Genomic DNA, 4,444 nt, shown 5'->3' on the forward strand with positions numbered 1-4,444 from the left:
CGCGCCCCCCGGGGGGCCCCGCGCTGAGCCCAACCCCCACCCGGGGGGGCCCCCCCCCCCCGGGGGGGGGCCTCGCGCGCGTCTCCCGCGCGCCGGCCCGGGGGGCGGGCGCCGTTCCCCCCACCGCCCCCCCCCCAACCCCCCACACTGGCCTCCAGCATAAGCCATCTGCAGCCGCATGGCCGGCCCAGCGAGGGCTCGGTCATGCGGGAAGGCAACCTCAGTGCTGCCGGGAGGTGCGCAGTTGGTGGACCACGCCCATCGCCACCACGATGGCTGCGGCGATGCCGGTGGAGATCACCAGGATCTGGTAGTCAGGCATGAACGCCATGACCACCAGGCAGACGATGATGAAGGCGATCACCAGGTAGGTCAGCCAGGGGAACAGCCACATCTTCAGGCGCACTTCCTTGCCTTCGGCCACCAGCTTGCGACGCATGCGCAGCTGCGAGAAAGCGATCACCAGGTACACCAGCAGGGCGATCATGCCGGTGGTGTTCATCAGGGTCTCCAGCACGTCCTTCGGGCGCAGGGTCTCACTGAAGTTGATCAGGGCGCAGAAGATGGCCACGGCGCACGACCCCATGATCGCGTACACCGGCACGCCGGTACCGGCACGTGTGATCTTGAAGAACGACGGCGCGTCGCCACGCTGGGACAGCGAGAACAGCATGCGCGAGGCGGTGTAGTGGCCGGAGATCAGGCAACTGCTCACCGAGGTCAGCACCACGAAGTTCATCAGCAGCTCGGCATACGGCACGCCCAGCAGCTCCAGGGTGCGGCGGTAGGCGCCATAGCCGGACTCGCCCAGGTGCGGGTCGTTCCACGGCACCAGGCAGACGATCAGGAAGATCGAGCCCACGTAGAACAGGCACACACGCCATACCACGGAGTTGGTGGCCTTGACGATCTGGGTGGACGGGTCCTTGGATTCGGACGCGGCGATGGTGACGATCTCGGCGCCGAGGAAGGCGAACATCACCCCGAGCAGCGCACCGATCACCGTGGTGAGGCCGTTGGGCATGAAGCCTTCGCTGGTCAAGTGGCTGATGCCACGCACCTCGCCGAACTGCCAGATGTTGAACACGGCCGCGGTGCAGACGATCAGGAAGCAGACGATGGCCACCACCTTGATCAAGGCGAACCAGAACTCGAACTCACCGTAGTGCTTGACGTTGAAGAAGTTGACCGTGATCAGCACACAGGTGGTGGCCAGCACGAACACGTTGACGCTGATACCGGGGAACCAGCCATGCAGGATCTTGCCCGCCACGTAGGCTTCCCAGGCCATGAGGATGACCCAGTACCACCAGTACAGCCAACCGATGGTGAAACCGGCCCAGCGGCCGATGGCGCGGTCGGCGTAGGTGGAGAACGAGCCGGTGTCCGGCGAGGAGGTCGCCATCTCGCCGAGCATGCGCATGATCAACACCACCAGGATGCCGCCAGCGAGATAGGCGAGGACCGCGGCGGGGCCTGCGCTGTGGATCACGCTGCCGGAACCGACGAACAAGGCGCCGCCGATGACCCCAGCGATCGACATCATCGTCAGGTGGCGCGACTTGAGCGAAGCACTGAGTTTGCTCTCGTGCTCCCCTTTCGCGGCCGTGGTGGATAGGGATGTTGCGTCCATCAGTTGTGTACCCCGTGCTTCTTTTTATCCAAGGAAAAACTGTGAAACCCCGATGGCTATCGGTCTCACCTGTACATCAGCGCCGGCGGCCGGCGTGCTGAACCCGACTGCTCGAATTCAACCTGCCGGCCACCCGTACGGGCAGGAGGTGTGCGAAAACACACGCAGGCCTTCCATGGCGGCCTGCTGACGTGCCCGGGGGTTGCCTCCCGGGTGAACTGAAATGCTTTGTCTGGCGATATCTGACACCTAATGTAAAAATGTCGGACACAGAGAGCCATGCACAGTGGCATGAAATCCGCACTGCACTGTACAGGCCGCCAATGCAATACACCCGCGACACCCTGCAGGCGCTTGGCGTTACGCACACCTGAAGGCACCCGAATGCTCGAACTACATCCAGACTCCCCTACCCCGCTGGTCAACCAGATCATCGACGGGCTGCGCGAGCTGATCGACAACCAGACCCTCAAGCCCGGCGCCAAGGTCCCCTCGATCCGCGCCTTCGCCGCGACGTACTCGGTGAGCACCTTCACCGTGGTCGAGGCCTACGACCGCCTGGTGGCCCAGGGGCTGCTGGTCAGCCGGGGCAATGCGGGGTTCTTCGTCAATCGCGCGGTGGGCGAGCTGCTGGACAACCACAACCAGGACGCCGACACCACCCGGCCAACGTTCAACGCCGAGTGGTACCTGCAGCAGATCTTCGAGATCCGCCAGTTACCGTTCAAACCTGGCTGTGGCTGGCTGCCCAACGACTGGATGTACGAGGACGGCCTGCGCCGTGGCCTGCGCCAGGTGGCTGGCAGCCCGCTGGAACTCTCCGGCTACGGCGACCCCATGGGCCTGCCGGAGCTGCGCGCGCTGACCGCGCAGAACCTGCAGCAGGAACTGTCGATCGTCGCCAACCCGGCGCAACTGATGCTCACCCACGGTGCCAGCCAGGCGCTGGACCTGGCCGTGCGCACCCTGGTGCGCCCCGGCGATGTGGTGCTGGTGGACGACCCTGGCTACCCCAACCTGATGAGCATCCTGCGCACCCAGGGCGCCACCCTGGTCGGCGTGCCACGCACCCCGGCCGGCTACGACCTGGATCACCTGGAGCGCCTGCTGGCCCACCAGCGTCCGACAGCCTTCTTCACCCAACCGCACCTGCACAGCCCGACCTGCTCGCGCACACCGCTGGCGCAGCTGCACCGCCTGCTGCAACTGGCCTCCCGGCATGGCTTTCGTCTGGTGGAGAACAACCTGTACGCCGACATGGTGGCCGAGCCCCAGCCATGCCTGGCCAGCCTCGACCACCTGCAGCAGGTGGTGTACGTGGGCAGCTACTCCAAGAGCATCTCGCCCAACGTGCGGGTCGGCTACCTGGTGGCCAACTCCGAGCTGATGCAGCAGTTACTGCACCTGAAGATGCGCTCGGGCCTGACCACCTCGCAGGTGATGGAGCGGGTGGTGTACGCGGCGATCATCGATGGCCGCTGGCGCAAGCACCTCAAGCGCCTGCGCCAGCGCCTGGCCGAGGCGCACCAGGAGGTGGGCCGGCACCTGCATCGGCTGGGCTTCGAGTTGTTCACCGAGTCGGACGAAGGGATGTACATCTGGACCCGGCACCCCGCGATCCCCGACAGCGCCGCGCTGCTCGACGATGCACTGGAGCAAGGGATCATGCTCGGGCCCGGGCAGTTGTTCATGGTCGATGCCCAGGCGACTGGGTGGATGCGCTTCAATGTGGCGTTCAGTACCGATCCGGCGATGTGGGAGTTGCTCGAGAAGGTGCTGGTCAAGCATGTACGTAGGGGTGGCCTGTAGGGGTAGTGCTGCAGGGGGCTTGCGGAAGATAGCGTTTTGTCATTTGGGGGCGCTTGCCCGACCGGTCCGGGGACTGTCAGATTTTTTGTGTGCGGGCCGGTAACGGCCTGCCGTCAGGCAGGCCCTGATTCTCACCAGGTCGGCCTGATGAACCGGTCTCCGTACAGAATCGCAAATTGATTCATCGCGCTTTTCCAATCATGGGCCGGTTTTCCCCAATTGGCTGTTATGTTGCGCAATCCCAGCCAAATCAGTTTGGTCGCTGCGTCATCATTTGGGAAATGCCCGCGAGTCTTGATGACCTTGCGTAGCTGGGCATTGATGCTCTCGATGGCGTTGGTGGTGTAAATCACCTTTCTGATGGCCGGTGGGAAGACGAAAAATGGAATCACTCGATCCCAGGCGCGTCTCCAGGCAGCCACCACCGTTGGATATTTCTCGCCCCACGGCCCGTTCTCAAACTCATCGAGTGCTTGCTCAGCCGCTTCAGCATTGATGGCTTGGTAAATCGGCTTCAGCTCCTTGGCCAGAGCCCGCCGCTTGTCCCAGGCCGCGAAGTCGAGGCTGTTGCGGATCAGGTGCACGATGCACGTTTGCAACGTCGTCTCTGGAAACACGGCACTAAGAGCCTCGGGCATACCTTTGAGGCCATCGGTCACGGCAATCAGCACATCTTCGACACCGCGCGTCTTGAGATCGTTAAAGACCTTCATCCAAAACTTCGCACCCTCGGTGTTCTCGATCCAGATGCCGAGGATATCCCGCGTCCCATCGGGGAGAACGCCCAGGGCCAGGTAAATGGCCTTGTTGCGCACCAGGCCCTCTTCGCGGATCTTCACCCGCAGCGCATCGAAGAAAATGACCGGGTACATCGGCTCCAGTGGCCGCTGTTGCCACGCGCCAATCTCTTCCATGACCTCGTCTGTCACAGAGCTGATGAAGTCGGGTGAAACCTCTGTTCCATACTGCTCGGACAAAAAGGCTCGGATCTCTCTGACCGTC

The 4,444-nt window shown here is 63.5% G+C and carries 3 protein-coding genes; 1 reads left to right on the forward strand and 2 read right to left on the reverse strand.

The features are described 5' to 3' along the window. Positions 1 to 220 precede the first annotated feature (220 nt). The gene (locus tag WCE05_RS25605) at positions 221 to 1,633 is read right to left on the reverse strand and encodes an amino acid permease (protein ID WP_225789149.1); all 1,413 of its coding nucleotides are present in this window, start codon (positions 1,631 to 1,633) and stop codon (positions 221 to 223) included. Between the two features lie 384 nt (positions 1,634 to 2,017). Between WCE05_RS25605 and WCE05_RS25610 the strand changes: the two genes are divergently transcribed. Continuing rightward, positions 2,018 to 3,442, forward strand: a complete 1,425-nt coding sequence (locus WCE05_RS25610; RefSeq protein WP_253081739.1) for a PLP-dependent aminotransferase family protein — start codon at positions 2,018 to 2,020, stop codon at positions 3,440 to 3,442. 131 nt (positions 3,443 to 3,573) lie between these two features. Here the strand turns inward: WCE05_RS25610 and WCE05_RS25615 are convergent. Further along, positions 3,574 to 4,444 (reverse strand): IS256 family transposase (locus WCE05_RS25615; protein WP_368816804.1); only part of this gene is annotated, 871 nt, incomplete at its 5' end.

It is taken from the genome of Pseudomonas sp. I2, from assembly GCF_040984075.1.
Taxonomy (GTDB): Bacteria; Pseudomonadota; Gammaproteobacteria; order Pseudomonadales; family Pseudomonadaceae; genus Aquipseudomonas; species Aquipseudomonas guariconensis_B.